This is a genomic window from Mycobacterium sp. 134, assembly GCF_048282715.1.
GTDB classification, from domain to species: Bacteria; Actinomycetota; Actinomycetes; order Mycobacteriales; family Mycobacteriaceae; genus Mycobacterium; species Mycobacterium septicum.
Genome location: NZ_JBLVUN010000008.1, coordinates 3,095,791 through 3,121,592 on the forward strand (window position 1 = coordinate 3,095,791; position 25,802 = coordinate 3,121,592).

Consider the following 25,802-nt stretch of genomic DNA (forward strand, 5'->3'; position numbering starts at 1 on the left):
CTCAGAGGATATGCGGCTACTTCGCGGCGGTAGCGCCCACCCATCGAGCCGGGGTGCGGGTGGCCCACGGCGTGGCCTGCTCGAGCTGACCGGCCAGGCTGAGCAGGATCGTTTCGTCGGGGGCCATCAGCTGTACACCGATCGGCAGGCCGTCGCGGGTCTGACCCAATGGCAGGGAAATCGCAGCCCAACCGGTCACGTTGGCCAGGGCGGTCCATCCGGTGGTGGCGAACTCGACGTCGAAGAAGGCCCGGGTGGTGCCCCGGGGCTGATTCAGCAGCCCGTACGGCGGCGGACCGGTCAGCAGCGTCGGCACCAGGAGCACGTCGTGACCTGCCATGCCCGCGGCGAACCGGCGGGTCTGGGCGTGGATGTCCGAGATGGCGTCGGCATAGGCCAGACCCGTCGTGGTGAAGCCCTCGCGGATCATCACCCAGGTGCTGGGCTCGAACTCGTCCTCGCGGGGCGCCCGGCCCAGATGGGCCCGGGCCAGATCGTGGAGCTGCGCGTTGCTCACGGTGTGCAGCACCGCGATGGCGTCGGCGACCGCGTCCGCATCGATCGTGGGAGCCCCGGGGGTGAGGTGGTGCCCGAGGCTTTCCAGCACCCGGCCGGCCGCTTCGACTGCCGACACCACCTCGGGGTCGATCCGGTCGGTGGGAAACGGCGACGAGGTGGCGATCAGGATGCGCTGAGCCGACGGTGTTCGTGCGGCTGCGTCGAGGAAGGAGAACGCCGGGATGGCGGCGCTGTAGGGATCGCCGGGTGCGGAGCCGGCGATGACGTCCAGCAGGGCCGCGCTGTCGCGCACCGTGCGGGTCAGTGCGTGGCTGTTCACCAGGCCTTCGAGTCCGTGGCCGCCGTCAGGGGCGAACGAGGATCGTCCTCGGCGTGGTTTGAGGCCGACGACGCCGCAGCATGAGGCCGGTACCCGGATGGAGCCCGTGCCGTCCCCGCCCGAGGCCGCGGGTACCACTCCTGCGGCCACCGCTGCCGCCGATCCGCCGCTGGATCCACCCGGGGTGACGACGGCGGACCACGGGTTCACCGTGGGGCCGAACAGTAACGGCTCGGTGGTGCAGTGGTTGCCCCATTCCGGGGTGTTGGTCTTGCCGAACACGACCAGGCCGGCATCCAGGTACCGATCCACCGTCCAGGCGGATTCCGTTGAGACATGGTCGCGCAACGCGCGTGACCCCATCGCTTCGCGGGTACCGGCCAGCGCTGCGCCGAGATCCTTGAGCAGGAACGGCACCCCGGTCAGAGGCCCGGCCCGCCCGTTGCGCAGCACGCCGGACGCATCGAGTGCGGCGGCTTGTGAGCGGCCTCTGTCGAACAGGTCGGTGATCACCGCGTTGAGACTGCGCGTCGCCTCGACCCGGGTGATCGCGGCGTCGAGTAGCTCGACGGCACTGATCTCACCGGCGGCCGCCAGTGCTGCCTGCCCGACCCCGTCGGTGCGGGCTAGTTCGAAGGCGGACGACGAATCCATCTCACATCACTCCGGAGATCGCTGGGGGTGTCTGTCGGTGCACTGATACGGGTCAACTCGAGCGCTAGCAGAACCTCGATCGCGGTGACGACCAGACCCGTGAAGTACATCCACTTGAGAGTCGGATCTGGTTGTGCGGCAAAGTAAACGATCAAGAAGATCGGCCCGACGATACCGGCGACGAACACCATGGCCTGGATACGTAAGTACCGCCAGAATGTGGACATCGATCTCCCGCCGCATGGCCGATGAGCGGCCAGCTTAGCGCGGTTACCGCGGTGCTACGACGACCGGCGTGGACAGGATCTCCCGGTACTCGACCATCGGTTCGCGCTTGAGGACCGCACTACCCGAAGTGACGAGCAACTCGGTCGGGGAGACCGCGTAGTCGACCTGGTAATTGCGCGCCACGAATCGGCGGCCGGAGGTGGCATCGGCCGATGCCGCCAGCGCGGCCTGGTCGGAGAGCCGGACGCCGTGGTATTCGAGCCGGCCCGTGCGGTCCAGGCAGATCACCACGAGCGAGCGTTCGGTCCGGCCGATGGCCCTGGCCGACTGGGTGTCGCGGCACCGTGCCGCCGAATCGACGAATCCCGAGCCGTCCGACGCGAACGCTGCGATGGCCGGAGCCGCGACCCGCTCGGAGAAGCTTCGGAGCGGCTGCCGGTTCGGTTTCACCTCATAGGTCCTGGCGCCGACGGCATACACCGAATCCCTGGACGAGAATTTGGAGGCAAGCGTGGTGAGGATGACGAATGCGGTGAGCATGGAGCTGATCACGGCCGCGGCGGCCACGCCGACGCCGACGGGCAGCCAACGTCGTTCCGGTGCCTTCCGGTGCCGTCCACGGCGAGCCGGCTGATACGGCGCATGCGGTGTCGAAACTAGGCAGGTGACCAAGCTTGCTCCCGGGGAACGGCGGTGTGATGGGCGTGGCACAGGCGACGGGCGCTGACGCGAGCTCATATTGTGCACGATGAGGTGGGACGCTGTGGGTAACACCCGGGAATTCGGTGAAATCCGCTTCCGGTGTGGGACTGTCGCGCGGTCGAGGTGAAATTTGCTCGGCAACAGTGAGATTCGTCCTCATATCCCGGCACTGGGCCAGTGCGCCGCAGGCAGAAGCGATTTGGGGCGTCTGTTCGGAACGCGGCCGGCAACGCCGCTTCGGGTTCACGCCCGCCGCAGGCATTCACGTCACGCCGATTCAAACCGGTAAGCCCCGAGACGAACCTCGTTAGCGTCGAATCGCCGATATGAGCAGCCGCTTTCGAGGGAAGTATGGCGATGTCTACTACTGAACTGTCTTCATTTCAATTGTCTTCTACCGAATTGTCTTCGTCCGGACTCACGATCAGTCCGCTGTCGGGACATACCGGTGCGTTGATCGACGGGGCCGACCTGTCGGCACCGCTGCCATCCGAACAGGTCGCTGCGATCCGGGCCGCACTGCACCGGTGGAAGGTGGTGTTCTTCCGCGGACAGGATCTCGACCACGCAGCCCAGATCGCGTTCGGTGCCCAGTTCGGCGAGGTGACGCCCGGCCATCCCTACGAGGGCGACTCTGCCCCAGCCGGATTCCCGCAGATCCACACGGTGTCCCCGGCCGCCTACGACCACCGCTACGGCACCAAATACCGCAAGCGGCAAAGTCCGAACGGCCCCGGCTGGCACGCCGACGTCACCCCGCTGATCAACCCACCGTCGCATTCGATACTGCGGGCAGAGCAGGTGCCCGCCTACGGCGGCGACACCCAGTTCGCCAATGTTGCTGCCGTATATGCGGGTCTGTCGCCATCGGTGCAGACCCTCGTCGGTGAACTGCGCGCCGAGCACCGTTTCGGCTCGACGACGTCGGCCGACCGGAGCACCGAGAAGATCGGCGATCTGGTGCGCAGCAATCCGCTCGCCACCATCCACCCGGTGGTCCGGGTACACCCGGAGACGGGGGAGAAGGTGCTCTACGTCAACCCGTCCTTCACGCGCGAGATCGTCAACCTCTCGCCCCGGGAGAGCAGACACCTGCTGGATCTGCTGTTCGAGGAGATCGCGCGGCCCGAGTACTCGGTGCGGTTCAAGTGGGAGCCGGGCAGCGTGGCGTTCTGGGACAACCGGGCCGCGCTGCACCTGGCCCCGCGCGACTTCGAGCATGTCGAAGGCGACCGGGTGCTGCACCGCATCACTCTGGTGGGCGACGTTCCGGTGGGTCCCGATGGTGTTGCCTCGGAGTCGATTTCGGGTGACTACTTCGGGGCCGCCTGAGATGTCCGTCCTGTTGTCGCGGCCGGGGGGAGCCCCACGCACCGACGCACCGATCGGGCTCGTCGATCCCCGGGCGGCGGTGCGGCGGGTGCAGCGCAAGCCCGTGGTGCCACGTGCGGCGCAGCGGCTTCTTGGCCCGGTCCTGTTGGTGGGCCTGTGGCAACTGTTGTCCACGGTCGGGATCTTCGACGAGCGCACCGTGCCGCCACCGACCCGGGTCCTCGATGCGGCCTGGACGCTGATCGCCGACGGAACGTTCCAAGACCATCTGACCGCCAGCCTGCTACGGGTCGGATATGGGCTGGCGTTCGGTATCGTGCTCGGACTCGGGCTGGCCCTGATCTCGGGATTGTCCCGGATCGGGGAGAACTTCGTCGACGCCAATATGGAAGTGCTGCGCGCGGTTCCGAACTTCGCACTGGTGCCTCTGCTGATCGTGTGGTTCGGCATCAGCGAGGTCCCGAAGATCCTGCTGATCACGCTGGCCGTCGCCGTCGCGATCTACATCAACACCTTCAGCGCGATCCGCAGCGTCGATGCCGCACTGGTGGAGGCGGCGCGATCCTTCGGCGCAGGCCGGGCCGAGATGATCTACCGGGTCATCATCCCCGGATCGCTGCCCGGGTTTCTGGTCGGCCTGCGCCTGGCCCTGACGGCGTCCTGGTTGTCGTTGATCTTCGCAGAGACCATCAACGCCAAGAAGGGTCTCGGCCGGATGATGACCGACGCCCGCGAATACTTCCAGATCGACATCGTCTTCGTGTTGATCGCGGTCTACGCGATTCTCGGGCTGATCTCGATTCTCGTGGTCCGGTTCCTCGAGGGTCGCCTGCTCACCTGGAGGCGGGCCTATGACGGAGACTGACACGCTCACAACCACTGTCGGCACGTCGTCGGTGGTGATCGCCCGCGACATCCGGAAGCGGTTCGGGGACAACGTCATCATCGACGGCCTCGATCTGGAGATCAGGGCAGGCGAATTCGTCGCCCTGTTGGGCCGGAGCGGCTCCGGCAAGAGCACTTTCCTCCGGGCGCTGGGTGCGCTCGACAGTGACGTGGACGGTTATCTGCGGGTGCCCGAGCGGCGCGCGATCGTTTTCCAGGATTCCCGGCTGCTGCCGTGGCAGCGGGTGCTCGCCAACGTGACGATCGGATTGCCCGCCAACGGCGTCGTACAACAACGGGCGCTGGCGGCGCTGGGCGAGGTCAATCTGGCGGACAAGGCAAAGGCGTGGCCGCGCACGTTGTCCGGCGGCGAAGCGCAGCGCGTCGCCCTGGCCCGGGCCTTGGTGCGCGAACCGCAGCTGCTGCTGCTCGACGAACCCTTCGGCGCACTCGATGCCCTCACCAGGATCAAGATGCACGGGCTGCTGATGGACCTGTATCGCAGGCACACCCCGGCGGTCCTGTTGGTGACCCATGACGTCGATGAGGCGATCCTGCTCGCCGATCGCGTGATCGTCCTGACCGACGGTGTCATCTCTCTCGACGTCGACGTCACGGTGCCGAAGCCCAGGGCCCGGGACACCCACGAATTCGCCACGCTGCGAAAGCGATTGCTGTCCGAACTCGGTGTATCCGAAGACAAGGAATAGTCACATGCCATTTGGTGGTCGGGCGCGGCGGGGTTCCGCTGCGCTGTTGCTGATCCCGTTGTTGCTCAGCGCGTGCGGGTTGTCCGACGACGAGGCAGGCGGTGCCATCGACACGGTGAAGATCGCCGCGAAGACCGAGGTTCCGGCCGGCACCAAGCTGGTCATCGCCGAGCAGAACGGGACACAGTCACTGCCGTGGAACCTGGCCAACGCCGGCCAGGGGACACCGTACGAGGTCGACTTCGCCGATTTCAGCGGCGGTGCGGCGGTGATCGAGGCTTTGCGCTCGGGTGCGGCCGACGTCGGATCGATCGGCGAGGCGCCGGTTCCGATTGCGGTGGATAGTGGCGTCACCGATCTGGTGACCATCGGGCTGCAGGCGAACCCCGGCACCAGCGGTGGCTACTACCTGGTGGCACGCCCCGACAGCGGAGTGAAGACGATCGAGGATCTTCGTGGCAAGCGGGTGGCCTACCCGCCGGGTTCGGGTCGCCATATGGTCACCGCCGGACTGCTCAAGCGCCATGGCCTGGACCTGAGAACCGATGTCCAGCCCGTGGAACTGGCTGGGGCAGAGGTGGTTCCGACATTTGCCGCCGGTGCCGTGGAAGCCGCCATCGTGCTGGGCAACCAGTACTACCAATTGGGCGAGCCACCGATCCTCGGCGACGGCAAGGGCATCAACACCGGCATTCAGACCCTGATCGTGCGCCGTGATGTGCTCGACGACCCCGCCAAGGTGGCGGCGATCGGCGATTACGTCGGCCTGGCTCGTCGCGGCCAACAACTGGAAGGACACCCATGCCGACCAGTGGATCGACGAGTACTACGTCAAGGTGCAGGGCATCACGTTCGACCAGGGCAAGAAGCTGTACGAGGAGGACGGGATCGCCTCGTATTACCCGATCGATGCCGATTCCACCGCGTTGTTCCAGACGGTGGCCGACGGCCTGCACGAGACCGGGACCATCAAGGGCCGGGTCGAGGTGAAGCCGTACGTGGACGGCCGCTACAACGACATCGTCAACGCGCAGAACGAACTCGACAGTGTCACACCGAAATCGCTGAAATCGTAGCGATTTCTGCCATACCGAACAGAGGGGACAACAGATGACTCAATTGGCATCCGCACTGACCATCCGGCCGCAGTCCGGGTGGATCGGCGCCGAAATCCACGGAATCGACCTCACCGCACCGCTACTCACCGAACAGGTGGCCGAGATCCGTGCCGCACTGCTCAAGTGGAAGGTGGTGTTCTTTCGCGACCAGTTCATCGGTCACGACGATCACCTGCGGCTGGCGCGGGCCTTCGGCTCACCGACACCGGCGCATCCGCTGTTCGACTCCATCCCCGACCCGGAGTACCCGACGATCTACCCGATCTTCGCCGACCGGTTCAAGGCGCGCTATGGCAGCAGCAGGGGCTACGACAAGGCGAATTGGCATGCCGATGTGACCGCGGCGGTGAATCCGCCTGCCGCGTCGATTCTTCGGGCCGAGGTGATCCCGCCGTACGGGGGTGATACCCAATGGGCGAACACCGTTGCCGCGTATGAGGGATTGTCGGCACCCTTGCAGCGATTGGCCGACGGGCTGCGGGCGGTGCACCGGTTCGCGCCCCCGGACGGTACGACGGCCACCGAAGACTATGAGCGCCGGGTGAACCGGCGTCCGCTGCTGACCGAGCATCCCGCGGTGCGGGTGCATCCCGAGACAGGGGAGCGGGCGCTCTACGTCAACCCGGGTTTCACCAGCCATATCGTCGACGTGTCGCCGCACGAGAGTCGCCGCCTTTTGGGTCTGTTCTACGACGAGTTGGTGCGGCCCGAGTACACCGTGCGGTTCAAGTGGGAGGCGGGCAGCATCGCGTTCTGGGACAACCGCTCGACCGTCCACCTCGCGCCGTCGGATCTCACCGGCGAGCACGACCGCCGGTTGTATCGCGTGACGCTCGTGGGGGATGTGCCGCTGGGGCCGGATGGCCGGCCATCGAGGGCGTTGGACGGCGAGCCGTTCGAGGCTGCTTGAGTCGGCGAGCCGTCCAGGGCGATCTGTAAGTCCGTCAGGCCGGCACCACGACGGTCAGTTCATCGCCGTCGCGTTCCACGTTCATCCCGGCGCGGCGGGCAACCGCCGCCACGGCGGCGGCATCGCTCGGCTCGGCCCGGGAGCCGGCCAGCGCCCGCGCCAGATGACCCTTGTGGGCCTTGTTGAAGTGGCTGACCACGCTGCGGTGACCATCGGCGTGTTCGGCCAGAACCTGCACGCGGACGGCACCGGGAATGCGGCCCAACCCCGCGTAGGAGCCGGAGCGAAGGTCGACGATCAGCTCTTGGTCGGCCAAGTCGGCCAGCACCGGCTCCAGGAGCGGGCGCCAGCGCTTGGCCAGGCCCGGTTGCCCGGGCAACTTGGAGGACGCGGACAGCCGGTAGGCGGGCACCTGGTCGTCGGCGCGCAGGAGGCCGAACAGTGCCGATCCGACAGCCAACCGGCTGCGGGCTCTCGAGGCGGCGGTTCCGCGTAGCGATCCGATGTCGAGGGCGTCGTACAGCACCCCGGTGTACCGCTCGATCGCCGGCATCGTGGGTGCATCCCACAGGGCGGCGTTGCGCTCGATTTCAGCGTCCTGGCCCGCGGAGATACCCAGGGCTTTGCGGCATGCCTGCGGGTCGGCGGCGAGTTCGACGAGTTCGCCGATCAGCGACTCGCGCAGCGGAGTGAGTGGCGGCGAGCTCAGATTGTCCAAACGCACCGGGGGGCCATCCCCGCCGGTGCGTTTGGTCTCCGACGGTGGCAGCAGCACGATCACAGCCAGACGTTATCCGACTGATCGTGTCGCGCTGACCACCGACAGGTGTGATCTCAGATGGCGATAGGAGCCGGCTCCTCGGGCGCAGGGGGCGCCGGCGGGGGCGGCACGTCCAGCACGATCGGTGCGGGACCGTCCATCGGGGGAGCCGGCGGCATCGCGTCGGCCGGGGGCGGCGGCGCGAACGGGTCCATCGGGGCCGGGGCGGCCATCGGGTCGGCCGGGGGCGGCGGTGCGAAGGGATCGATCGGGGCCGGGGCGGCCATCGGGTCGATCGGGGCCGGGGGCGGCGGGGGAGCATCGAACGGCAGAGGAGCGTCCACAGGCGCATCCTGCGGTGCCTCAGCTGCCATGGGCAGGTACATGTGGTGGCTGAACTGGCGCTGGTACGCGCCGCCGCCACCGACCCGCACACCGTGGCCGCCCTCGCCCGAGGAGACGGGCGTGCCGTCCGGCAGCGTGACGGCGGTGTGGCCGCTGTTCCAGCCGATCACCAGGGCGCCGGGCTGGGTGCCGTACTTGAAGCCACGGGCCAGGAGCGCGCGCTCCTGGTTACCGGTGTTGAAGCGGTCCCCGTAGACCGGGCGACCGGTGGCCATGTTGCTGACCCAGGAAGCCAGGCCCGAGCAGTCGGTGCCGGATGGGGAGTCTCCACCGGAGATGTACGGCGTGCCCGAAACCTGCTGGACAAGCGCCATAAGCGTCGCGATAGCAAACATGCGGCGGGACGCTAGCAGAGCAGATTTTGAGCGGGCAAAATATGTGACTCCGTTCACAACGGGTGCCGCATATGGACTGCTTCACGCATTTTGGGATTGAGTGTGCCTGCCTGCCCGGGTTATTCGGTTGCCAGCGGCGCATGTTTGCCAGGGGCTGGGTGGACGTATCGATCAATCACCAATAGTGCTGCGGCACTGGACTTGTCCTTCGAATCGAACCGTCTGAATTTGGCTTGCATTGTGCAAATCGGTGTCGAATTACATTGATGTGAAGGATATTTCGAGCGACGAGGCCGTGGGCTCCGGTGTCGGGGGTGCCGTGGGTATCGGTGAGCGGGCGCAACGCAGCGTCCCGGATATGCACCGAGGGGGAGGCGGTGATTCCGGCAACGCTGCCACCCTTTTCATGGTGGCTGGCCGACGCCGATCCGGAACTCCGATTCCCGGTTCCGGCGCCAGTCTGCGGCATCGACGGGAATTGACATGCAGCCAATTGGCTGCATTATTTACAGGAGGCGACGGAGCGGCTGCACGAGAAAGGACGGCGAGGGTGGACGAAGTCTTCAAAGCACTCGCAGACCCGAGCCGGCGGCGACTCCTGGACACCCTCAATGAGCGGAACGGGCAGAGTCTGCGAGAGCTCTGCAGCGGCCTGTCGATGGCCCGGCAGTCGGTCAGCAAGCACCTGGCGGTGCTGGAGGTGGCCAACCTCGTCACGACAGCCCGCCAGGGACGGCAAAAGCTGCATTACCTCAACGCGGAGCCCATCAATGCCATCGCCGAGCGTTGGATCGACCGCTACGACGCCACGAGGGAGCACGCCCTCGCGGATCTCAAGACGGTATTGGAGGGCCCCGCCACGGCCTTCGTGTACACGACCTATATCCGCACCACCCCGGAACGGCTGTGGCAGGCGATCACCAATCCGGCGTTCTCCGGCAGCTATATGGGCCACGCCATCGAATCCGAGTGGCAGAAGGGGTCGAGCTACATCTGGGTCGAGGACGGGCTGCGGATCGAGGACCCCGAGCAGGTGGTCGTGGAGTCTGATCCCTACCAGCGGCTGGCCTTCACCTTCCACGCGTTCACACCCGAACTGCAGCAGATCGCCGCGGATCTCAGCGAGGAGGCCATCGGCGCCGCCGCGGCCGAGCGCCGGTCACGCGTGTCGTTCGACATCGAACCCGTCGAGGATCAGGTGAAGCTCACCGTGACCCACGACGGGTTCGACCCGGGCAGCGTCGTGCGGGAACTGATCGCGCACGGTTGGCCACTCAAGCTGTCCAGCCTGAAGTCCGGGCTGGAGCAGGCTGACTAGACCAGCGAGTCCTGCGGCTCACGCTGAGCGGGCGTCGGCCACGGCGCAGGCAGCGGACGCTGACGCACCCGCTGCGGCCACCAGAACCACTTGCCCATCAGCGCTGCGATGGACGGAGTCATGAAGGACCGGATCACCAGGGTGTCGAACAGCAGACCCAGGCCGATCGTGGTGCCCACCTGGCCGATCACCGCCAGCTCGCTGACCGCCATCGACATCATGGTGAACGCGAACACCAGGCCCGCCGATGTGACCACCGACCCGGTCCCGCCCATCGCGCGGATGATGCCGGTGTTCAGGCCCGCGTGGATCTCCTCTTTGAACCGGGAGACCAGCAGCAGGTTGTAGTCCGCACCCACGGCCAACAGAACGATGACCGCCATCGCGAGGACCATCCAGTGCAGTTCCAGCCCGATCAGGTGCTGCCAGATGAGCACCGACAGGCCGAACGATGCGCCCAGGGACAACACCACGGTGCCGACGATGACCGCGGCGGCCACCACGCTGCGCGTGAGGATCAACATGATGATGAAGATCAGGCACAGCGCGGCGATTCCGGCGATCATCAGGTCGTAGTTGGCGCCTTCCTGCATGTCCTTGAAGGTCGCCGCGGTACCGCCGAGGTAGATCTTGGAACCCTCCAGCGGAGTGCCCTTGATGGCCTCCTTGGCGGCGTTCTTGATCGCATCGATGTGTGAGATTCCCTCGGGGCTCATCGGATCACCCTCGTGGCTGATGATGAACCGCACCGCGTGCCCGTCGGGGGACAGGAACATCTTCATGCCGCGCTTGAAGTCCGGATTCTCGAAGGTCTCCGGCGGCAGATAGAACGAGTCGTCGTTCTTGGAAGCGTCGAACGCCTGGCCCATGGCCGTCTGGTTCTTCATCATCGCTTCCATCTGATCCTGCAGACCGCCCATGGTGGCCTGCATGGTCAGCATCATCGTCTTCATGTTCTTCATGGTCTGGATCATCGGCGGCATGATCGTGACCATCTGCGGCATCAGCTCGTCGAGACGATCCATGTCCGGCATCAACTTCTGGATGTCGTCGGTCATGGTGTCGATGCCGTCGAGGGCGTCGAAGACCGACCGCATCGACTGGCACACCGGGATGTCGAAGCAGTGCGGTTCCCAGTAGAGGTAGTTGCGGATCGGGCGGAGGAAGTCGTCGAAATCGGCGATGTGGTCCCGCATTTCGGCGACATCGACGACCATGCCGTGCATCTTTCCGACCATGCTGTGCGTGGTGTCCGACATTTCCTTGGTCAACGCGAGCATCTTGGTCATCGTGTCGACGGTCTTCTGCATCTCGTCGGCCTGAACCAACATGTCCTTCATGCGGTCCTGCATGTACTTCATGTTCATCATCTGGGTGGTGCCCTGCATGCTGATCTGGAACGGGATCGAGGTGTGCTCGATCGGCGTTCCCTGCGGGCGCGTGATGGCCTGGACCCGAGAAATGCCGGGCACCTGGAAGATTCGCTTGGCGATGCGGTCGATCACCAGGAAGTCCGCTGAGTTGCGCAGATCGTGATCGCTCTCGATCAGCAGCAGTTCGGGGTTCATGCGGGCCTGTGAGAAGTGCCGATCCGATGCGGCGTACCCCGTGTTGGCCGGCAGATCCGCAGGCAGGTACTTGCGGTCGTTGTAGTTGGTCATGTACCCGGGCAGGGTCAGCAGACCGATCAGCGAGAGCGCGATGGTGGCGATCAGGATCGGTCCGGGCCAACGCACCACGGCCGCACCGATTTTGCGCCAGCCGCGGGTGCGCATGGCCCGCTTGGGCTCCAGCGTCTTACCGAACCTGCTGGCCACCGAGATGATCGCCGGACCCAGCGTCAGGGCGGCGACAACGCCGGTGACCATGCCGATGGCCAGCGGGATGCCCAGCGACTGGAAATACGGAAGGTTGGTGAAGTGCAGACACAGCGTCGCGCCGGCGATGGTCAGGCCTGAGCCGAGCACGACGTGGGCCGTGCCGTGGAACATCGTGTAGTAGGACTGTTCCCGGTCCTCGCCGACACTTCGGGCCTCTTGATATCGGCCTATCAGGAAGATCGCGTAGTCGGTGGACGCGGCGATGGCCAGGGTCACCAACAGGTTGGTGGCGAACGTCGACAGGCCGATGATGTTGTAGTAACCCAGCGCGGCGACGACGCCGCGGGCCGCCGACAGTGACAGCACCACCATGACCAGGGTGAGGATCACCGTGACGATGGACCTGTAGACCAGCAGCAACATGATGATGATGACGGTGAAGGTCAGCGCTTCGATGATCTTGACGCTGCGGTCACCGGCAATGTGCTGATCGGCGGCCAACGCGGCCGGGCCGGTCACATAGGCCTTGACGCCGGGCGGCGGCGTGACACTCTCGACGATCTGCTGGACGGTCTCGACCGATTCGTTGGCCAGCGCCTCGCCCTGGTTACCGGCGGTGTAGACCTGCACGTAGGCGGCCTTGCCGTCGGAGCTCTGGGCACCGGAGGCGGTCAGCGGATCGCCCCAGAAGTCCTGGACGTGCTCGACGTGCTTCTTGTCGGCCTCGAGCTTGGCGACGACCTCGTCGTAGTAGTCGTGCGCTTTGATGTCCAAGGGCTGCTCGCCCTCGAGCACGACCATCACCGAGCTGTTGGACTTGAACTCCTGGAACACCTCGCCGACGCGCTTCATGGCGATCATCGACGGCGCCTCGTCGGGGCTCATCGACACCGACCGCATCTTGCCCACCTCTTCGAGCTGGGGCACAACGGTGTTCAGGATGCCGATGAGGACGATCCAGCCGAGAATGATCGGCACTGCCAGGCGCCTGATCCACTTGGCGATCCCGCCGTGCTGGGCATGCCGCGGCCCGGTGACCGGGAAGGCTTCGGTCGGGGCGTCGTGGGTGCTCATGCAGATTTCACCAAGCAGAAGGTCTGGGCGTTCACGCCGTTGGAGGTTCTCTCGTCCTTGAGTTCGTCATCGACGGTGATGCGGCAGCTGATCGAGCTGCCGTCGCCCTGGGCCACGATGTTGGGGAACACCGACGGGGCGGTGGACTCCAGCCGCAGCGTCCACGGCAGGGAGACCCCGTCGATGCGCTGGGGCTGGGCGTCGAGATCGAGGTAGTTCACGTCGGCGGTCGCACCGGGCTCGCCGTAGATCTCGTAGACCACGACCTTGGGATCGAACGGCTTGGTGTCATCGACCTTGGCGCTGGAGATACCGGAGCCGTCGCCCGAGCCGAAGAACGTGCGGACCCGCATCACCGTGAACCCGCCGACCAACACCACCGCGATGATGATCAACGGAATCCAGAACTTCTTGGCCAGGCCCGAAAGTGAGAACTGTTTCCGGCGAGGGGTTTTCGTCGCGTTGGTCGTCGCGTTGATCATCGTGAAAGGGCACCGGTCCGTCGGGTGTGGGCAATGTGGGCAATGTTCAGGTCGGACGAGGTCGACACGCAGGCGGCAGGGCAGCCCCAGAGGGAGGGCCTGTGCACCATGTTCACCCCGATCCGTCTCGTTGTCTAGCCGAATGGCTAACCAGAACTTAGCGAGATATTAGCCTATTTAAATGAGTCGCAAAACGGTGACACATCCTTGGCTCCGCGCGTCCCGTGCCCGGCGGCAGATGATCCTCGAACGTTGCCGTGAGGTGCGCAGTGCCAGGTGAAGCGAATTTTTCATATTGCGCGACAAGTAAGCGGGCCTTGACCGAGTCGCCGATTGTGATGGAGCTAACGGGAATAGAGCGGGGCCCCACCGCCGCATGACCGGCGACGGGGCCCCGTCCTCATCGAGCTTGGCGACTAGTGCCAGTCCCAGACGGACATGTCGTTGGGCGGGTAGTTCTGGCAGACATCGGTGGTGTTGGCCGCGACGCCCTTGTTGTTGAAGAACAGCTTGGCCCAGTTCGGCCAGCGCCAGGACATGTTCTCGAAGAACGCGTTGGTGGCCATGTTCTCGGAGTACTGGCGGCGACCGGCGTAGTCCATGGAGAAGAACCAGTGGATCCGGTCCTGGGCGCCCTGCTGATCGGCGACCGGCTTGTTGTTGTAGTCGATCATGTAGCGCTCGTAGTACACCGGCTCGACGTCGCGGGCTGCGGCCATGATCTGTTCGGCCGTGCAGGGGGTCCGCAGGATCCGGTTGGGGATCGGGTAGTCGTCGGTGGCGTCGGCGCTTGCGATGCCGGCGCCGGCCAGGCTGCCGGCGACCGCGCAGGCGGCGACGCCGGTCCGGATCAGGTTACTGACACTCTTGCGGTTCAACATCTCGCTCCAAAGCTCTGAGATCGGCGTCGGGAATCAGACTACGGCCGCGTGGCGGCTTGTTCGTAGATAAAGCGCTGATCGGGGCAGTAGTAATTGATGGCGGTACCCAGGAACTGCCACGACTGAGCGTCGGAGCTGTCCTTGGCCAGTTGCTTTTTCACGAAACCGACCGAGTCCTGGGCATTGTGGTCGACGCCGTTGTGCAATCGCTTGCACATGATTTTTCCGATCCAGGCGTTGTAATCGCGCTGCCCGTAGATGCCAAAAGTGTGCAGCTCATTGGCGAAATCGGTGTCGGGATCGGCGTGTGCGGGAGCGGCGAAGGCGATAGCCGCTGCGGCACCAATTACTGCCAGGCCTGCAAGCTTCATGCGGTGAATCTTAGCTCACCTAAGCCTGTTCCGGGTGTGCGGTTTGCTCATCCAATTGCAGACAACAGCGGGACATATTGTTCAGCAATCGTCAGCGAGCCGTGCTGGCCGATCAACGCTGACTCCATGGGCTCAACGGTCCGCCGTAGCAACGCCGCCGTGCCGCGGGCTGCGGCGACGACATCGCCGATGCGGGACAGGACGTCGTCGCGTACCCGCGGGCCGAACCATCCGGCGCCGATTGCCTCCTCCCGCGACATCACCCACGCGGAATCCCCGAGGGTGGCGCGCCATGCCGCCAGGACATCATCGGCCGCCCCGGCCGCGGTATAGACGTGGCGGGCGCGGGCTTCGCCCCCGACTGCGGTCACACCGTCCAGCAGCGGTTCGCACTCGTCGATGTCGACCACGGCCGCCGGGTCCACGGTGACCATTCCGTGGTCGGCCACCACGGTCAGCAGGCACTCCGACGGCAGGGCCTCCAGCACCGATTCCACCAGCCGGTCGACCTGCCGCAACTGCATGCGCCAAGCGGGCGACCCAGGTCCGTGCAGGTGACCCACCAGGTCGAGGTCGGCGTGGTATCCGTAGCAGAAGCCGCTGCCCGCGACGGCTGCGATGACCCCGGCGGCGAGGTCGCCCAGTGCATGCACGCCGACATAGCGTCCGCCGCGCAGGAGCGCCCGGGTCAATCCCGATCCGGCGTGCTGGGCGCCCGAGACCACGGAGACCTCGAACCCGGCTGCCCCGGCGCGCTCGAAAGTGGTCGGCGAGGGTTGAACCAGCTCGGGTACCACGCGTTCGCGCAGGTCCGGCCCCCACGGATGAGGGCGCCACCGCAGCGCGTTGATGACATCGAATTCCGGACCGGCCTCGGGAACCCGGAACGAGTAGCCGACGAAACCGTGCTCGCCCGAGCGGCACCCGGTGCCTATCGCCGCCAATCCCGCCGCCGTGGTGGACGGGAACCCGACGTGCAGGGTCCGGTTGGCCGACTGGTCGGCCAGAGCCGTCAGGACCTGCGCATCAGCGGCGTGGGCGGCGAGCAGTTCGGCTCCGAGCCCGTCGATCAACAGAACGCATGCGCCGCGGATGGGGCCGGGCCACGGGATCCGTGCCTCGAATCCGGGTGCTCCCATCGCCGCGAGGACCGAAGGAACGACGTCGGCCAGGTGGGGTGAATCGGGATCAGGACACGGCGGCTCCACATCGCCGAGCGTGCCACAGATCACCTCAACGGGTTCCGGCAATACATACCTCCCCGCGAGTGGGCCCGACCACTCTGCCGTACCCGGTACGCTGGGTTTTCATGAAGCCGATGAAAGCCGTGATCTTCGTCGCCGCTTTGGTGGTGTCCGCAGGTGGGGCGTTCAGCGGCATCGCCGGCGCCGATCCGGACGCACCCGCGCCTGTCCCCGCGCCGGGCCCGCCGCCGGGTCCGGTCGAGCCGGCGCCCGCCGATCCCGCTGCGCCCGGTGCCCCCGCCGCGGCAGCCGCGGCGCCCGTTGCCGGGAAGGCGATCGACCACGACGGCCTCTTCATGGTCGGTACCGATATCCAGCCTGGCAACTACGCCTCGGCCGGACCGGTCGAGGGCGGCACCTGCTACTGGAAGCGCATGGCCGATCTGCACGGCGGCGACATCATCGACAACGCGTTCACCAAGAAGCCGCAGGTCATCACGATCGAGGCCACCGACAAGGCGTTCAAGACCAGTGGTTGCCAGCCGTGGCAGCCGACCGACGCCGCTCCCGACACCCCGACCGGCGGCGGCACCATCCCGGCGTTGGTCGGCCAGGCCAAGCTGCGCGCGTGGATGGATTCACTCAACAACAACGCCCGCAATTACGACGGATCCTCGGTACCGATGCCTTGATGGCCCGGCGCTGAGTGATCAGCCCGGCGGGATCAGTGGCGGTCGGCAGGCATTCCCGACAGGATCCCACCACCAGCCGTTGTCGCACAGCGGTGGCGGCGGCACCACGGGCGGGCGACAGGTGTTGGCCACCGGATCCCACCACGCGCCGTTTTCACACCCCAACGGCACGACCGGCGGGCGGCACACACTGGCCACCGGGTCCCACCATTCTCCGGCGCCGCAGTCGGCACTGCTGACGGCCGGCGCTGCCGCCGTGACCACCGCCATCAGGCCGAGCGGTGCCAACACAGTGCCGATGCCCGCGGCGCAGCGGCCGATGATGCTGGTCATCTCAAACCTCCCCGAGAGATCACGTCGCCCGAGCCTATCCGGCCACTCAGCCGACTGCCAGGAATCGGACACGCCGCATCGGCTCTGACCACCGCGAGTCCGACGTCGTCGCCGGAATAGGCAATTGCTTTGCTGCACAAGGGCACCCGAGCCAGACGCGAGCCGCCCCCCGGTGCCATCCAGGAAGCGCACACCGCGCGGGCAGCGCGTCGCGCAAGGGCACGCTGCTAGTCTGCGAGAGCTGCCGGTTGCGCCGATCGCGGGCCCGATCCGCCCGGCCGGCCGCGGCGGTGACATGACAAAACAGCGAAGTGACGAATCAGCCGAGTGGATACGGAAAAGGGTGTTGTGCGCGGCGCAGAGATCAAGGCCCTGACGGGTCTGCGCATCGTTGCGGCGGTGTGGGTGGTCCTGTTCCACTTCCGCCCCCTGCTCTACCAGGTGGCACCCGACGTCACCAAGGCGCTGGCTCCCGTGCTCGACCGGGGCGCCCAGGGCGTCGACCTGTTCTTCATCCTCAGCGGATTCGTCCTGACCTGGAACTACATCGACCGGATGGGACCGACCTGGTCCGCCCGGGCCACCCTGCACTTCTTGTGGCTGCGCTTGTCCCGGGTGTGGCCGGTGTACCTGGTCACGCTGCACCTGGCCGCGCTGTGGCTGATATTCACCCTCAACGTCGGCCACATCCCGCCCGAGGACACCAGCGGTTACAACGCGGTCAGCTACGTGCGCCAGCTCTTCCTGGTCCAACTGTGGTTCCAGCCCTACTTCGACGGTTCGAGCTGGGACGGGCCCGCCTGGTCGATCAGTGCCGAATGGCTGGCATACCTGCTGTTCGGGGCGCTGATCATGGTCGTCTTCCGGATCGCGCGGGCCACCCGGGCGCGGAGCCTGGTCCTGCTGGCCATTGCCGCCTCCGTGCCGCCGGTGGTGCTCCTGATGGCCACCGGCCACTTCTACACCCCGTGGAGCTGGCTGCCTCGGATCGTCATGCAGTTCACCGCCGGTGCGCTGGCCTGCGCCGCGGTACGCAAGTTGCACCTGACGGAGCGGACCCAGAAGCGCGCGGGCTACCTGTCGATCGTTTTGGGCGTCGTCATCGTCGGCGGACTGTACTTCTTCGACGAGCACCCGATGAACACCGTCGGCGACGCCGGCGGCATCGTCGACATCCTGTTCGTCCCGCAGGTGGTCGCCTTGGCGGTCGGCGTCGGTAGTCTCCCGGCGTTACTGTCCACCCGGATTCTGGTCTATGGCGGTCAGATCTCGTTCGGCCTGTACATGGTGCACGAGTTGGTCCATACCGCCTGGATCTGGACCACCAGGCAGTTCGAGGTGACTCTGACGCCCACCCTCTCGGGTAAGGCGACCCTTGTGGGCCTGTTCGCGATCGCCCTGGTAGGCGCGATTGCGCTGTATCACCTCGTCGAGGAGCCGGCCAGGCGGTGGATGCGCCGAATGGTCGACATCCGGCCCGTCGAGCAGGCCAACACCAAGCTGCACCGGATCGACACCGAGTCCCAGGACCGGTCCGACGAGGTTTCAGCGCGCGCGGGCTGACGGGTGTAACCATCCAAACCCGCTGTGCGACACGTTGTTATGCCCTTGTTATCGCTGTGTCATCGACCGCCTATCTACCGCCCAGCTTCACCCCATAGGCTGTTCCGGTATTTCGGTCCGGGACGAACTGAGTCTCGCTGGGAGTGGAGGTTGCAGTGAGTCGTCTGACCGCTTTCATCGTCTCGCTCGCCCTCCTGGTAGGGCTGTTCGCGCAGGCGCCTGAGCGGCGTTATGTCACCTCGGGCCTGGACCCCCAGATCAACCACATCGCGGTGATCGGGGACTCCTACACCACGGGCATGGTCGCCGAGGGCGGCATGGGGCCGAGGAACTGGGCTCCGCTGGCCTGGCAGGAGTTGGCGCAACGAGGCGTGCAGGTGGATGCCGATGTGGTTGCCGAGGGTGGCGCCGGTTACGAGGCCCGCGGCAACCGCGGCAGCGTCTTCGCGGACCTGACCAGCCGGGCGGTGCAGCCCGACGACGCTTTGATCGTCTTCTTCGGGTCGCGCAACGACAAGGACTCCGATCTGGGTGCGGTCACCCGCTTGAGCCACGATGCGCTGACCACGGCCCGGCAATCCGCGCCCGCCGCTCGGATGCTGGTGATCGGGCCGCCGTGGGTGAGTCCCGATGTGCCGCCGAATCTGCTGGGCGTTCGCGACATCCTGCGAGACCAGGCTCGGCAGGTGAATGCCACGTTCGTCGATCCGATCGCCGAGCGCTGGTTCTTCGATCGCCCTGAGCTGATCGGCGCCGACGGCATCCACCCGACCGACGCCGGACATGCCTACATGGCCGACAAGATCGCACCGCTCATCGGCAAGGAGCTGCCGCGCTGGGTCTGACCGCGTGGACTCAACCGCCGGACGTGCTGCGGAACCGGTCGCGGTAGGCCTTCGGTGACACCCCGAGGTGATTGACGAACACCCGTCGCAGGGTCTCGCCGCTCCCGAACCCGGCCAGCCGGGCGGTTTCTCCGACCTGGCGTCCCGCATCGAGGGCTGCGCGTGCTACGTCGATCCGAACCGTTTCGACGTAGCGCGCGGGGGTGGTGCCCAGTTCGGCCTGAAACAGCCGGGTCAGCTGTCGGGTACTCAACGAGGCCAGTGCCGCAAGGCTTTTCACGCTGTGGTCCGCGGTCGGGTCGGCCGCGATCGCACCAGTGACCCGTCGCAACACCGACTCGGCGGGCGCGTCTGACTCGACCAGTGTGGAGAACTGCGACTGGCCGCCGGCACGTTTGAGGTACACGACCAGTGACCGTGCGACGTTGCGTACCAGGTCGGCTCCACAATCCGCCTCCACCAGCGCCAACGCCAGGTCGATGCCCGCCGAGACACCCGCTGAGGTGTAGACGTCTCCGTCCCGGACGAAGATCGCATCGGGCTCGACCGAGATGGTGGGATACGCACGCGCCAACAGCCGTGCGTGTCGCCAGTGCGTGGTCGCCCGGCGCCCGTCGAGCAGGCCGGCCTCGGCCAGGATGAAGGACCCGGTGCAGATCGACGCCAGCCTCCGGGTCCGGGTGGGTAGGCCTCGCAGCGCTGCCACCAGCCCGGGATCGATCGGCCGGCCCACCAGATCGTCTCCACCGGACACCAATACGGTGTCCGCGCCGTCGATGTCCGCGATGCGATCGGTCACCGCGAACCTCGTGCCGATCGAGCTGGTGACATCGGCACCGTCGACCGAGGCGATCCGCAGGCGGTAATCGGCGCCGAACCGGTTGGCCTCGGCGAAAACCTCGGCGGGTCCGGCGGCGTCCAGCAGTTTCATCCCGTCGAAGACCACGATCACGACCTCGCGTGGCCCCACAGCCTCTGCCATCCGTCCATTGTGTCGCTTTCTGTGGGAAAGGTGGCGCATCGGACATGGGCAATCCCCGGGGGCGCGTCGCAGACTGGTTGCACAGCGACAAGGAGGTTCACATGTCATCCACCACAGGTGCAACCGTCACAGTGGTCCAGCCCGGGGCCGGGGACACCGCTGAAATCCCCGGTTTCGGTGCGGTTTTCAAACTCACCGGTCGCACAACCGGTGGTCTGGTCTCGATTGTCGAGCATCCCTTCGCGGTCGGCATGATCACCGCCGCGCACCGGCACACCCACGAGGACGAGCATTCGATCGTGTTGTCCGGTGAGATCGGTTTCCGCTCCGACGACAGCGAGGTCGTCCTGGGACCGGGCGGCTACATCACCAAGCCGCGTGGCCAGATGCACGCCATGTGGAACGCGGGTACGACACCGGGCCGCATCATCGAGGTGATCACGCCGGGCAACGGTTTCGAGAATTACTTCCGTGAACTCGGCGAGCTGCTCGCTTCGGCCGCTGCCCCCGGGCCGAACAGTCCGGCCCTGCACACCACCGCCGAGTTCATCGAACTCTCGGACAAGTACGGCCTCACCTACGGGGTGCCGGAATGGTTCGACGACATCGTCACCCGCTATCACCTGAACCCGCCCACCCATTGATCCGAGTTTGAGGAGACACACCATGACGACTTCACTGACCGGCAACATCGCCGGGATCGAACTGCCGGACACCGCACTGGTGCGGGAGACCACCGAGTACATCCGCGACGTCGAGGATGACCTGTTGTTCCACCATTCCCGCCGGGTGTTCTATTTCGGCGCGCTGCAGGGCGTGCGCCGCGGGCTGGCGCCCGATCTGGAATTGCTGTACGTGGGTGCGATGTTCCACGACCTCGGGCTGACCGAGCGGTACCGCACGACCTCACAACTGCGTTTCGAGGTCGACGGTGCCGACGCCGCACGGGACTTTCTGTTGCAGCACGGGGTCGACGAGGCCGCCGCGCGCAAGGTCTGGCTGGGGATAGCGCTGCACACCACGCCGGGCATCCCGGAGTTTCTCGATCCCGAGATCGCTCTGGTGACCGCGGGGGTCGAAACCGATGTGCTCGGGATCGGCCGGGACAACCTGACACCGGACGATCTGAATGCCGTCACCGCGGCGCATCCGAGGCCGGATTTCAAGAACCGGATCCTCCACGCGTTCACCGACGGGGTGCGGCAGCGGCCGGGGTCGACGTTCGGCACCGTCAACGCCGATGTGCTGGCCCATTTCGACGATTCGTTCGTACGCGAGGACTTCGTCGAGGTGATCCGTAACAACAGCTGGTCGGAATAGCCTGCCCCGCAGGCGAATTCCTCTCGTCAGCTCTCGCCGGTGCGACGTTCGGCGAGTTCCCGCAGCGGTTCGGGCAGAGCATCGGCCCGCAGGATCTCGGGCAGGTGCTGCGGCTCCAGCGTCAGGGCGCGGAACACGAATCCGATGGTGATGTCATGGTCGGGCCGGTCGGTCACCACGATCTCATCGCCGGCCGATACCGAACCAGGTGTCACCAGCCGCAGATAGGCGCCCGGAATCGCCGCTCTGGTAAAAGTTTTGACCCATCCGTTGATCTGCAACCAGGTGGCGAAGGTCCGGCATGGGATGCGCGGCCGGGACACCTCGAGCTCGAGCCCGTCGGACCCGACCCGCCACCGTTCACCGATGACGGCGTTGGTGAGGTCGATGCCCGCGGTGGTCAGGTTCTCCCCGAACACCCCGTTGGCGATCTCACGGTCCAGTTCGGTCTGCCAGGCGTCGAGGTCTTCACGCGCGTAGGCGTACACCGCCTGATCGTCACCGCCGTGGAACTGTTGATCGCCGATCGTGTCGCCGATCAGGCCGCTTCCGAGCCCGCCGTGCATCGGGCCGGGGGCGCGTACCGCGACTGCGCCGTCGACGGGACGCTTGTCGATGCCGGTGGTGGCGCCCTTCTCGGCCGGGTTGGGTCGTGGGTGAGCGACGTTGACCGTCAGTACCTGCGCCATGACTACCAGCGTAGTTGCTCAGTATCTGGGTGTCGCAACACCATTCGGGACGGCTCGGGGTGGCGGCACCGGCAGGCACAGTCCGGTCGCGAGGTCGAGCTGCCTGCCCGGCACGCAGAACGGTGCGCATCCGTTGGTGACGCCCGTTTCTCCCGGCGCGCACGCCGAACTGGGGGCCGGCGTGACGATCGTGGCCACCGCCATCGACCCGGCCGACAGCACCGCGGCCGACACCACGGTGAACATTCCGCGCCACACTGCGCTCGTCATTGGTTGTCTCCTCATGAGCGGCACCTGCTCCCGAACCATGGGCGCAGTCTAGGCCGCGCGCGGGGGAGACACCGGCAGTTGTCCCGTTGTCGGCCCATGGCCGGGCCGGTCCGCTAGCGTCACGTGGTTGTGCAGACCCTGATCGACTTCGACCGTGCGCCCGTGTTCGCCATTCCGACCACCGACGGGGTCGGCGGCCTCACCGCTCGCGAGGGCATGCTCCTCGAGGGGCCGCAGGGATGGGGGGAGTTCAGCCCGCTGCCCGGCGAGCGCGCGCTGGTCCGCTGGCTCACCGCGGCGACCGAGCCGGGAACCGTCGGCTGGCCCGATCCCGTCCGCGGGCGAGTGCCGATCGCGGTCACCGTTCCCGCCGTCGAGGCCGGCCGCGCGCACCAGATCGCAGCGGCGTCCGGCTGCCGGACTGCCGCGGTCGAGGTCGGTGCGGGGGGACTGGCGCAGGACGTCGAGCGGGTGCAGGCGGTGCGCGACGGACTCGGCACGGGCGGTGTCATCAGGTGCGATGCCAAGGGGAGGTGGGATCCGGACACCGCGGTCACCGCGATCGCGGCCCTCGACCGGGCGGCGGGCGGCCTGGAGTTCGTCGCCCAACCGTGCCGGACGGTCGAGGAGCTGGCCCAGGTCAGGCGGCAGGTCGAGGTGCCCATCGCGGCCGGCGAGTCGATCCGCAACGCCGACGACCCGATGGCAATGCGGCTCGGCGAAGCGGCTGACATCGCCGTGCTGGCCAGCGGACCGTTGGGCGGGGCCCGCCGCGCGTTGCGGGTGGCCGAGTCGTGCGGATTGCCCTGTGTGGTCAGTTCGTCGCTGGAGACGACGATCGGCCTGGCTGCGGGACTCGCGCTGGCCGGGGCATTACCCCGGTTGGCATTCGCCTGTGAGCTGGGAACCCGGGGTTTTCTCGCCGGTGACCTGGTCGCGGATTCGCGTTCGCTGGTTCCGGTCGATGGCTACCTACCCGTGGCGCCGATGCCTCCGGCTCCGCAGCGCGAGCGCCTCGAGCGGTACGCGGTCACGGACCCGGAGCGACTGACATGGTGGCGCGAGCGTCTGCAGAGCGCCATATCCGCATCGTGATCAGCCCCGATGCGGTTCCGGCCCGCTCATCAGGGCATGTGTCCCGGAAGCTTCGGCCGAACAGATTCAAGTAGCGCACTACGCATGTGTGCGACGGGCAGGCAACTCGAGAATCGACTGCGTCAGCTACCGCTGGCGGGAAGATCCAACGGAGGATGCCATGTCGTTGTTCGCCAAGCTGTCGGAACTCCGGGCCGTGAGGACCCAGGACTCCGGTGGGACCGACGAGCTCAGTATCAGCAGAGCTGATGGATTCCAGTTCAAGGCTGTGTCGATGTGCCAGGGGGATGTAGTGGATCTGGACCGACTGCTGCCGTTCGACGGCCACCTGGAGATCGTGTTGAGGGAGGTGGACCTGCGCACCGACGAGATGTCTGACGTGGGTTCGATCTTCATCCGCTCGGACGAGTTGGGGCGGGGAGAGCTCACCCAGCAGTTCAACGGAGCGGGCGCACTGTACGACCTCACCTACAAAGTCATCTGAGGCATCGATCGACGCTTCGGCACGCCTCAGTCCTGCACGGCCTTCGCGATCGCCACACAGGTGGTCAGCCAGTCGGTGTCGGGTTCGTGCGTCTCGGTGAGCTCCCACATCGTGTTGTGCATCATCCGGACGATCACCCAGGCCCTGGCCCGGTCGGGATCCAGTCCGGCCGCGTCGACCAGGGCCGACAACCGGCGCCGGACGCCGTCGCGAACGTACCCGGCCAGTTCTTCCCACCGGTTCCACAGCATCGGCGCGACTTCGTAGTGCGGGTCCCCGTTCATCGGCTTGGGATCGATCACCAGCCACGGCGCGCGGTCGCCGGCGAGGACGTTCTCGTAGTGCAGGTCGCCATGGATCAGAGTGCCGACAGTGTCGGGGTCGGCCGCCAATTCGGTGCCCAGGGTGATCGCCTGCTCCACCAGTCGACGGGGAACCGGGGCATTGCGGGGGAGTCTGGTCAGGTCGGTGGTCCCTCGTTCGGTGTACTCGGCGAGCGACCGAAGCTGGGGCAGCGCAGGCACATGAAGCCGCCCGTAGAGCCCGGCGACGATCTCACATGCCTCGATATCCCAGAGCTCGTTGAGGTTTCGCTGCTCCAAGCGTTCCAGCAACATCATCCGGCGGTGCGGATCGGCGCGCAGCAACCGGACCGCCGCGGTACCCGCCCACCGGCGCAGTGCCAGGTGTTCGTGTTCGGACTCGTCGTCGGGGAAGGCGGCCTTGAGGACTGCGGGCGCCCCTTCGCCGGTCTGCACCGGCAGCACGATCGAGCAATAGCCGTGAAGGGCGGGCCCGTCGGCACGCAGGCCCCATTCGTCGAACTGGGCCCGGATCAGTCTCGGCAGGCCATCCACCCACGACTGCCACTGCGGTCCCCGCGTGCCCATCGCGCGCACCGCTTCGGGCAGATCGATCATCGCCGTCAATCGTCGCACCCCGGCCCGCCCGGCGGGTACCCGGTTTTGACAGACTGTGCCCCATGGCACAGATAACCTTCAAGGGAAACTCCATCAACACGGTCGGCGACCTGCCGGCAGTCGGTAGCCAGGCCCCGAGCTTCGCGGTCACCGGCACCGATCTCGGCACCGTCACCAACGACCAGTTCCAGGGCAAGTCGGTGCTGCTGAACATCTTCCCGTCGGTGGACACCGGAATTTGCGCCGCCAGCGTGCGCACCTTCAACGAACGGGCCGCTGCCGCCGGCGCCACGGTCCTGTGCGTGTCGAAGGACCTGCCGTTCGCGCTGAACCGTTTCTGCGGAGCCGAGGGCATCGAGAACGTCATCACCGCGTCGGCCTTCCGGGACAGCTTCGGCGAGGATTACGGAATCACCATGGCCGACGGTCCTATGGCCGGTCTGCTGGGACGCGCCGTCGTCGTGATCGGCGCCGACGGCAACGTGGCCTACACCGAATTGGTGCCCGAGATCGTTCAGGAGCCCGACTACGACGCCGCGCTGGCCGCGCTCTGATCGTCGTCACCCGTCCTCACCGGCGCGCCTCGCGCCGGTGAGGGACCG

At 66.5% G+C, this 25,802-nt stretch carries 29 protein-coding genes and 1 pseudogene; 15 read left to right on the top strand and 15 right to left on the bottom strand.

What is annotated here, in order from left to right; all coding sequences use genetic code 11:
* Positions 1–16 precede the first annotated feature (16 nt).
* Positions 17–1,492 (bottom strand): amidase, encoded by a 1,476-nt coding sequence (locus ACNQVK_RS19600; RefSeq protein ID WP_418030828.1) that lies wholly within the window; start codon positions 1,490–1,492, stop codon positions 17–19.
* Between the two features lie 270 nt (positions 1,493–1,762).
* Positions 1,763–2,392, bottom strand: a complete 630-nt coding sequence (locus tag ACNQVK_RS19605; protein ID WP_418030829.1) for a hypothetical protein — start codon at positions 2,390–2,392, stop codon at positions 1,763–1,765.
* A gap of 432 nt (positions 2,393–2,824) precedes the next feature.
* On the opposite strand from ACNQVK_RS19605, the gene ACNQVK_RS19610 reads away from it, so the two are divergent.
* Genes ACNQVK_RS19610 through ACNQVK_RS19620 form a run of 3 tightly spaced genes read left to right on the top strand, consistent with a single transcriptional unit; the run spans position 2,825 to position 5,349 of the window.
* The gene (locus tag ACNQVK_RS19610) at positions 2,825–3,754 is read left to right on the top strand and encodes a TauD/TfdA dioxygenase family protein (RefSeq protein ID WP_418030830.1); all 930 of its coding nucleotides are present in this window, start codon (positions 2,825–2,827) and stop codon (positions 3,752–3,754) included.
* The gene (locus ACNQVK_RS19615) at positions 3,732–4,619 is read left to right on the top strand and encodes an ABC transporter permease (protein WP_418030831.1); all 888 of its coding nucleotides are present in this window, start codon (positions 3,732–3,734) and stop codon (positions 4,617–4,619) included. Before ACNQVK_RS19610 ends, ACNQVK_RS19615 begins: the two co-directional genes overlap by 23 nt.
* Entirely contained in the window at positions 4,606–5,349 is a 744-nt protein-coding gene (locus tag ACNQVK_RS19620) for an ABC transporter ATP-binding protein (RefSeq protein WP_418030832.1), read from the top strand. Before ACNQVK_RS19615 ends, ACNQVK_RS19620 begins: the two co-directional genes overlap by 14 nt.
* Here ACNQVK_RS19620 and ACNQVK_RS19625 read toward each other — a convergent pair whose 3' ends face one another.
* A complete protein-coding gene (locus ACNQVK_RS19625) occupies positions 5,350–5,718 on the bottom strand; it encodes a hypothetical protein (protein WP_418034594.1) in 369 nt (122 codons plus the stop codon). It lies immediately after the preceding gene.
* Between ACNQVK_RS19625 and ACNQVK_RS19630 the strand changes: the two are divergent.
* From ACNQVK_RS19630 to ACNQVK_RS19640, 3 genes and pseudogenes are all read left to right on the top strand, one after another.
* Positions 5,618–5,935, top strand: a pseudogene (locus ACNQVK_RS19630) (ABC transporter substrate-binding protein); the annotation flags it as partial. The gene ACNQVK_RS19625 and the pseudogene ACNQVK_RS19630 sit on opposite strands and share 101 nt — an antisense overlap.
* A 130-nt stretch (positions 5,936–6,065) precedes the next feature.
* Entirely contained in the window at positions 6,066–6,425 is a 360-nt protein-coding gene (locus tag ACNQVK_RS19635; protein WP_418034595.1) for a hypothetical protein, read from the top strand.
* A 34-nt stretch (positions 6,426–6,459) separates the two neighbouring features.
* Positions 6,460–7,377, top strand: a complete 918-nt coding sequence (locus ACNQVK_RS19640) for a TauD/TfdA dioxygenase family protein (RefSeq protein ID WP_418030833.1) — start codon at positions 6,460–6,462, stop codon at positions 7,375–7,377.
* 34 nt (positions 7,378–7,411) lie between these two features.
* On the opposite strand, the gene yaaA is transcribed toward ACNQVK_RS19640, so the two are convergent.
* Together yaaA and ACNQVK_RS19650 are read right to left on the bottom strand one after the other, a co-directional pair.
* On the bottom strand, positions 7,412–8,158 hold the full coding sequence (gene yaaA, locus ACNQVK_RS19645; RefSeq protein ID WP_418030834.1) for a peroxide stress protein YaaA: 747 nt from the start codon (positions 8,156–8,158) through the stop codon (positions 7,412–7,414).
* 53 nt (positions 8,159–8,211) lie between these two features.
* Positions 8,212–8,877, bottom strand: a complete 666-nt coding sequence (locus ACNQVK_RS19650; RefSeq protein WP_418030835.1) for a peptidoglycan endopeptidase — start codon at positions 8,875–8,877, stop codon at positions 8,212–8,214.
* 550 nt (positions 8,878–9,427) lie between these two features.
* Between ACNQVK_RS19650 and ACNQVK_RS19655 the strand changes: the two genes are divergently transcribed.
* A complete protein-coding gene (locus ACNQVK_RS19655) occupies positions 9,428–10,195 on the top strand; it encodes an ArsR/SmtB family transcription factor (RefSeq protein WP_418030836.1) in 768 nt (255 codons plus the stop codon).
* Here ACNQVK_RS19655 and ACNQVK_RS19660 read toward each other — a convergent pair.
* The 5 genes from ACNQVK_RS19660 to ACNQVK_RS19680 form a co-directional block, all read right to left on the bottom strand.
* Positions 10,192–13,089 carry an RND family transporter gene (locus ACNQVK_RS19660; protein WP_418030837.1) on the bottom strand — a complete coding sequence of 966 codons (2,898 nt, stop codon included), beginning with the start codon at positions 13,087–13,089 and terminating at the stop codon, positions 10,192–10,194. The two genes, ACNQVK_RS19655 and ACNQVK_RS19660, sit on opposite strands and share 4 nt — an antisense overlap.
* Complete coding sequence (locus ACNQVK_RS19665; RefSeq protein WP_418030838.1) at positions 13,086–13,571, bottom strand: MmpS family protein; 486 nt, start codon at positions 13,569–13,571, stop codon at positions 13,086–13,088. Before ACNQVK_RS19665 ends, ACNQVK_RS19660 begins: the two co-directional genes overlap by 4 nt.
* A gap of 416 nt (positions 13,572–13,987) precedes the next feature.
* Positions 13,988–14,452, bottom strand: a complete 465-nt coding sequence (locus ACNQVK_RS19670) for a DUF5078 domain-containing protein (protein ID WP_211154493.1) — start codon at positions 14,450–14,452, stop codon at positions 13,988–13,990.
* Between the two features lie 38 nt (positions 14,453–14,490).
* Positions 14,491–14,823 carry a DUF732 domain-containing protein gene (locus ACNQVK_RS19675; RefSeq protein ID WP_044518684.1) on the bottom strand — a complete coding sequence of 111 codons (333 nt, stop codon included), beginning with the start codon at positions 14,821–14,823 and terminating at the stop codon, positions 14,491–14,493.
* A gap of 47 nt (positions 14,824–14,870) precedes the next feature.
* Entirely contained in the window at positions 14,871–16,031 is a 1,161-nt protein-coding gene (locus tag ACNQVK_RS19680) for an alkaline phosphatase family protein (protein ID WP_418034224.1), read from the bottom strand.
* A gap of 101 nt (positions 16,032–16,132) precedes the next feature.
* Here ACNQVK_RS19680 and ACNQVK_RS19685 point away from each other — a divergent pair, with 101 nt between their 5' ends.
* The gene (locus ACNQVK_RS19685) at positions 16,133–16,699 is read left to right on the top strand and encodes a hypothetical protein (protein ID WP_418030839.1); all 567 of its coding nucleotides are present in this window, start codon (positions 16,133–16,135) and stop codon (positions 16,697–16,699) included.
* Between the two features lie 18 nt (positions 16,700–16,717).
* On the opposite strand, the gene ACNQVK_RS19690 is transcribed toward ACNQVK_RS19685, so the two are convergent.
* A complete protein-coding gene (locus ACNQVK_RS19690) occupies positions 16,718–16,969 on the bottom strand; it encodes a hypothetical protein (RefSeq protein ID WP_418034225.1) in 252 nt (83 codons plus the stop codon).
* A gap of 411 nt (positions 16,970–17,380) precedes the next feature.
* Here ACNQVK_RS19690 and ACNQVK_RS19695 point away from each other — a divergent pair, with 411 nt between their 5' ends.
* Both ACNQVK_RS19695 and ACNQVK_RS19700 read left to right on the top strand, forming a co-directional pair.
* Positions 17,381–18,595 carry an acyltransferase family protein gene (locus ACNQVK_RS19695; protein ID WP_418034226.1) on the top strand — a complete coding sequence of 405 codons (1,215 nt, stop codon included), beginning with the start codon at positions 17,381–17,383 and terminating at the stop codon, positions 18,593–18,595.
* A 155-nt stretch (positions 18,596–18,750) separates the two neighbouring features.
* Entirely contained in the window at positions 18,751–19,440 is a 690-nt protein-coding gene (locus ACNQVK_RS19700; protein WP_418030840.1) for an Rv0518 family GDSL lipase, read from the top strand.
* A 10-nt stretch (positions 19,441–19,450) separates the two neighbouring features.
* On the opposite strand, the gene ACNQVK_RS19705 is transcribed toward ACNQVK_RS19700, so the two are convergent.
* On the bottom strand, positions 19,451–20,422 hold the full coding sequence (locus ACNQVK_RS19705) for a GlxA family transcriptional regulator (RefSeq protein ID WP_418030841.1): 972 nt from the start codon (positions 20,420–20,422) through the stop codon (positions 19,451–19,453).
* 101 nt (positions 20,423–20,523) lie between these two features.
* Between ACNQVK_RS19705 and ACNQVK_RS19710 the strand changes: the two genes are divergently transcribed.
* Both ACNQVK_RS19710 and ACNQVK_RS19715 read left to right on the top strand, forming a co-directional pair.
* Positions 20,524–21,066: a cupin domain-containing protein gene (locus ACNQVK_RS19710; protein WP_418030842.1), complete on the top strand. Its 543-nt coding sequence runs from the start codon at positions 20,524–20,526 to the stop codon at positions 21,064–21,066.
* 22 nt (positions 21,067–21,088) lie between these two features.
* The gene (locus ACNQVK_RS19715; RefSeq protein WP_418030843.1) at positions 21,089–21,742 is read left to right on the top strand and encodes an HD domain-containing protein; all 654 of its coding nucleotides are present in this window, start codon (positions 21,089–21,091) and stop codon (positions 21,740–21,742) included.
* A gap of 26 nt (positions 21,743–21,768) precedes the next feature.
* On the opposite strand, the gene ACNQVK_RS19720 is transcribed toward ACNQVK_RS19715, so the two are convergent.
* Together ACNQVK_RS19720 and ACNQVK_RS19725 are read right to left on the bottom strand one after the other, a co-directional pair.
* Positions 21,769–22,431 (bottom strand): MOSC domain-containing protein, encoded by a 663-nt coding sequence (locus tag ACNQVK_RS19720; RefSeq protein ID WP_418030844.1) that lies wholly within the window; start codon positions 22,429–22,431, stop codon positions 21,769–21,771.
* 18 nt (positions 22,432–22,449) lie between these two features.
* Positions 22,450–22,701: a hypothetical protein gene (locus ACNQVK_RS19725; RefSeq protein WP_418030845.1), complete on the bottom strand. Its 252-nt coding sequence runs from the start codon at positions 22,699–22,701 to the stop codon at positions 22,450–22,452.
* A 129-nt stretch (positions 22,702–22,830) separates the two neighbouring features.
* On the opposite strand from ACNQVK_RS19725, the gene ACNQVK_RS19730 reads away from it, so the two are divergent.
* Both ACNQVK_RS19730 and ACNQVK_RS19735 read left to right on the top strand, forming a co-directional pair.
* Positions 22,831–23,796, top strand: coding sequence for an o-succinylbenzoate synthase (locus ACNQVK_RS19730; protein WP_418030846.1), 966 nt, complete (start codon positions 22,831–22,833; stop codon positions 23,794–23,796).
* A 160-nt stretch (positions 23,797–23,956) separates the two neighbouring features.
* Entirely contained in the window at positions 23,957–24,280 is a 324-nt protein-coding gene (locus ACNQVK_RS19735; protein WP_044518674.1) for a hypothetical protein, read from the top strand.
* 26 nt (positions 24,281–24,306) lie between these two features.
* Here ACNQVK_RS19735 and ACNQVK_RS19740 read toward each other — a convergent pair whose 3' ends face one another.
* Positions 24,307–25,200: an aminoglycoside phosphotransferase family protein gene (locus ACNQVK_RS19740; protein ID WP_418030847.1), complete on the bottom strand. Its 894-nt coding sequence runs from the start codon at positions 25,198–25,200 to the stop codon at positions 24,307–24,309.
* A gap of 62 nt (positions 25,201–25,262) precedes the next feature.
* On the opposite strand from ACNQVK_RS19740, the gene tpx reads away from it, so the two are divergent.
* Positions 25,263–25,754, top strand: a complete 492-nt coding sequence (gene tpx / locus ACNQVK_RS19745; RefSeq protein WP_418030848.1) for a thiol peroxidase — start codon at positions 25,263–25,265, stop codon at positions 25,752–25,754.
* The last annotated feature ends 48 nt before the right edge of the window (positions 25,755–25,802 follow it).

Bases quoted from the DNA above. Each gene is read 5' to 3' on its own strand.
- ACNQVK_RS19600 (WP_418030828.1), bottom strand. From the start codon at position 1,492: ATGGATTCGTCGTCCGCCTTCGAACTAGCCCGCACCGACGGGGTCGGG.
- ACNQVK_RS19620 (WP_418030832.1), top strand. From the start codon at position 4,606: ATGACGGAGACTGACACGCTCACAACCACTGTCGGCACGTCGTCGGTG.
- ACNQVK_RS19625 (WP_418034594.1), bottom strand. From the start codon at position 5,718: ATGGTCACCAGATCGGTGACGCCACTATCCACCGCAATCGGAACCGGC.
- ACNQVK_RS19635 (WP_418034595.1), top strand. From the start codon at position 6,066: ATGTGCTCGACGACCCCGCCAAGGTGGCGGCGATCGGCGATTACGTCG.
- ACNQVK_RS19640 (WP_418030833.1), top strand. From the start codon at position 6,460: ATGACTCAATTGGCATCCGCACTGACCATCCGGCCGCAGTCCGGGTGG.
- ACNQVK_RS19650 (WP_418030835.1), bottom strand. From the start codon at position 8,877: ATGTTTGCTATCGCGACGCTTATGGCGCTTGTCCAGCAGGTTTCGGGC.
- ACNQVK_RS19660 (WP_418030837.1), bottom strand. From the start codon at position 13,089: ATGAGCACCCACGACGCCCCGACCGAAGCCTTCCCGGTCACCGGGCCG.
- ACNQVK_RS19665 (WP_418030838.1), bottom strand. From the start codon at position 13,571: ATGATCAACGCGACGACCAACGCGACGAAAACCCCTCGCCGGAAACAG.
- ACNQVK_RS19670 (WP_211154493.1), bottom strand. From the start codon at position 14,452: ATGTTGAACCGCAAGAGTGTCAGTAACCTGATCCGGACCGGCGTCGCC.
- ACNQVK_RS19675 (WP_044518684.1), bottom strand. From the start codon at position 14,823: ATGAAGCTTGCAGGCCTGGCAGTAATTGGTGCCGCAGCGGCTATCGCC.
- ACNQVK_RS19685 (WP_418030839.1), top strand. From the start codon at position 16,133: ATGAAGCCGATGAAAGCCGTGATCTTCGTCGCCGCTTTGGTGGTGTCC.
- ACNQVK_RS19690 (WP_418034225.1), bottom strand. From the start codon at position 16,969: ATGGCGGTGGTCACGGCGGCAGCGCCGGCCGTCAGCAGTGCCGACTGC.
- ACNQVK_RS19705 (WP_418030841.1), bottom strand. From the start codon at position 20,422: ATGGCAGAGGCTGTGGGGCCACGCGAGGTCGTGATCGTGGTCTTCGAC.
- ACNQVK_RS19710 (WP_418030842.1), top strand. From the start codon at position 20,524: ATGTCATCCACCACAGGTGCAACCGTCACAGTGGTCCAGCCCGGGGCC.
- ACNQVK_RS19715 (WP_418030843.1), top strand. From the start codon at position 21,089: ATGACGACTTCACTGACCGGCAACATCGCCGGGATCGAACTGCCGGAC.
- ACNQVK_RS19720 (WP_418030844.1), bottom strand. From the start codon at position 22,431: ATGGCGCAGGTACTGACGGTCAACGTCGCTCACCCACGACCCAACCCG.
- ACNQVK_RS19725 (WP_418030845.1), bottom strand. From the start codon at position 22,701: ATGACGAGCGCAGTGTGGCGCGGAATGTTCACCGTGGTGTCGGCCGCG.
- ACNQVK_RS19735 (WP_044518674.1), top strand. From the start codon at position 23,957: ATGTCGTTGTTCGCCAAGCTGTCGGAACTCCGGGCCGTGAGGACCCAG.
- ACNQVK_RS19740 (WP_418030847.1), bottom strand. From the start codon at position 25,200: ATGATCGATCTGCCCGAAGCGGTGCGCGCGATGGGCACGCGGGGACCG.
- tpx (WP_418030848.1), top strand. From the start codon at position 25,263: ATGGCACAGATAACCTTCAAGGGAAACTCCATCAACACGGTCGGCGAC.